Annotated in this window: 2 protein-coding genes; both read right to left on the bottom strand. The window is 65.9% G+C overall.

The genetic code is table 11. From position 1 onward, the window contains the following. Positions 1 to 61: 61 nt before the first annotated feature. A complete protein-coding gene (gene istB, locus BN4348_RS58990) occupies positions 62 to 805 on the bottom strand; it encodes an IS21-like element helper ATPase IstB (RefSeq protein ID WP_066912028.1) in 744 nt (247 codons plus the stop codon). Positions 806 to 861: 56 nt separating this feature from the next. Continuing rightward, entirely contained in the window at positions 862 to 2,484 is a 1,623-nt protein-coding gene (gene istA / locus BN4348_RS58985; RefSeq protein ID WP_066911768.1) for an IS21 family transposase, read from the bottom strand. Between the last annotated feature and the right edge of the window lie 162 nt (positions 2,485 to 2,646).

Here is a 2,646-nt window from a genome sequence, read left to right as displayed (position 1 = left end):
TGTCATTCGCCAGGGTGATGGGACCACTGTTTGGCCACGGGCTAGGGACCACCTGTTTGGCTCAGTGGGGATGATGTGTGCTTGACGGTGAGCTGTCAACCGTGGGCTTTTGACGTTGTCGGTAAGACGGTCCTTCGATGACGAGTTCGTGGGCTGTCGAGGTGAGCCGATCGACCGCTGATTCGGCGAGCATGGCGTCGGTCATGACCGTCAGCCATTCGTCGGCCCCGCGATTTGAGGTCACGATCGTGGCGCTGTGTTGATGGCGGGCGACGACGAGTTCGTAGAAGTCGGCGGTGGCGGTGGCGTCCATGGGCTGCAGCGCGAAGTCGTCGATGATGAGCAGACGAACTTGAGCGAGGCGCCGCATCTCGGCCTCGGTGCTGTTGTCGAGGCGAGATGCCCGCAGTCGCTTGAACATTGCCTCAGCGCGCAGCATCAGGGTGGGGATGCGACGACGCACTGCGATGTGGCCCAGTGCGGTGGCGAGGTGGGTTTTGCCGACGCCGACCGCACCGAGGATGACTGCCCCGTGGGCGGCGTCGAGGAACCGCAGACTGGTCAGGTCGGTCCACAGGGTTCGGTCGTAGCGCACGGCGGCGTCCTCGTCCCAGGTGTCCAGCCGCATGGCCGGGTCCAGGCCGGCGGCGCGGGCTCGGCGGGCTGCCGAGCTGGTGTCGCGTCGGGTGGCTTCATCGGCAAGGACCAGCTCCAGGAACGCGGCGTGGGACAGGTGTTGTTGGCGGGCCAAGGTGAGCCGATCGGGCAGGGTGTCGAGCATCGGGGACAGTTTGAGTTGCCGCATCACCTTCTTCAGATCCGCCGAGATCGGATCCGTGACCACCTCGTTGGCGGGCTTGGTCACCACAGCCCCTCCTGCCCCTGCTCACCGGTCTGGCCGCCGTCGATGACCTGCAACCAGTCCGGCCGCGGTGTCGGGCGGTACTCGCGAGGATCGCGGGCGAACCGAGCCGCCGCCAGCCCGGAGGCGGCCCGCGGCGGCGGGATCGGACTGTTCTCGGTGGCCTGCTCGAGCATGGCGGCGACCTTGGTCACCGAGACGACATCTAGATCCAAGGACCGGCCGCAAGCCATCTCGACCGGGCCGGGGCCGTAGCGTTTGACCAGCCCGAGCAGCCGGTAGACCTGGCGCATTCTGGTCCAGGGCAGATCGTGATCAAGCATGCGTTCGGCGTAGGTGCCGATATTGGGGCCGTGGCCGGCAGCGGTGGCGATCAACCGGTGCAGATCGCGCATCGCGTAGCCGGTCTTGTCCGCAGGCAGATCAGCCGGATCGGTAGACCGGGCGCCGGCGGACTGGCGCGGATGGGTCTTGATCAACTGGCCGCGGTGATAGAACTTCGCCAACTCGGCGTCGGCGCGGGCGGTGATCGTCTGTCCGCGTAGGTGGTGCGGGATGGAGTACAACGCCTTGGCCAGCTGGACGTGATAGTCGCGGGCCACTTTGACCTCGGCATACACCGGCACCGCATACCGCACGGTCGGAGCCGCCAACAGGCGTTCGGCTTCTCGGTCGGCGAACACCATCGCCGGCTGCGCGCACGTGGTGCCGTGGATGCGCAGGCCCGCCTTCTGGGCGCACCACACCTGCGCCCGGTCTTGGGCATCAGCGAGGTCGGTGAAGTCCTCGCCGGCGAAGAAGTTGTTGCGTACGTACTGCACCATCCGCTCCACACGTGGCTTGTCTTGCGGGTGTGCCACCCGCGCCGGGTCGGTACTGAAACCACGGGCCTGGGCATACTCCAGCCACCCGACGGTGAACCGTGGGTTCACCGAATCAGCATGAGCCACAAGCGCACTCATATTGTCGGGGATGAGGACCTTGAAGACACCGCCGAAGAATGCCCACGCAGCTTCGCAGCCGTCGATCACCGCGGTCAACGTTTGGGAGAATGTCAGCCACACAAACATGTGCCGCGAATACACCGCCGTGAAGATCAACGCGTGCACCACCCGCCGCCGGCCGGTCGCCGAGTCGAACAGCATGCCCATCCGGGCGAAGTCGATCTGGCACTCCACCCCGGGCTCGCCGTCGACCACCGGCACCGTCCCAGCCCGCCGGCGGCCCTGATAGCTGGTGTTGGTTTGGCAGTAGCGGTGCAGTGTCCGCTGCGGAACGAGTACACCCTGGCGGGCCAGCAGGTCGCCGATCTTGACCACCGTCAGGTCATCGTCGACCCACTTAGTGATCTGATCGTGGTTGGCGGACAACAGTTTCCACGCAGAACCGAATCCATGCGCGCGATCCGGGCGGACCACCGTGACGACCGCACCGATCAACGCATCGTCAAGCTGGTCCACACCGCCGGCCCGGTCCAGGCCCGCGGCCACCGCAGCCTCGACATAGCGACGCGCAGTCTTGCGGTCCACCCCGGCCTGGGTGGCAACCACCCGCAACCCATGGCCGGCCAGCCACGCTCGAAGTACTTCACGAATCTCGACCACAGAAACCTCCCGAAACATCGGCGAACCCCTTCACGCGACTTCGACGTGAAGCGATCCGATCCAGTTATCGAGCGGCCCCCGACGCGACACGCCGGTGGTCCCATTACTGGCAATCAGGTGGTCCCATGACCGTGGCTAAACCCAGCTCAAACCGGTCCCATCACCGTGGCGGGCGACACT

The organism is Mycobacterium interjectum (assembly GCF_900078675.2).
Lineage (GTDB): Bacteria > Actinomycetota > Actinomycetes > Mycobacteriales > Mycobacteriaceae > Mycobacterium > Mycobacterium interjectum.
The sequence above is the reverse complement of the archived record's forward strand: the minus strand, read 5'-3'. Positions and strand labels throughout refer to the sequence as shown.

Bases quoted from the DNA above. Each gene is read 5' to 3' on its own strand.
- istB (WP_066912028.1), bottom strand. From the start codon at position 805: ATGCGGCAACTCAAACTGTCCCCGATGCTCGACACCCTGCCCGATCGG.
- istA (WP_066911768.1), bottom strand. From the start codon at position 2,484: ATGTTTCGGGAGGTTTCTGTGGTCGAGATTCGTGAAGTACTTCGAGCG.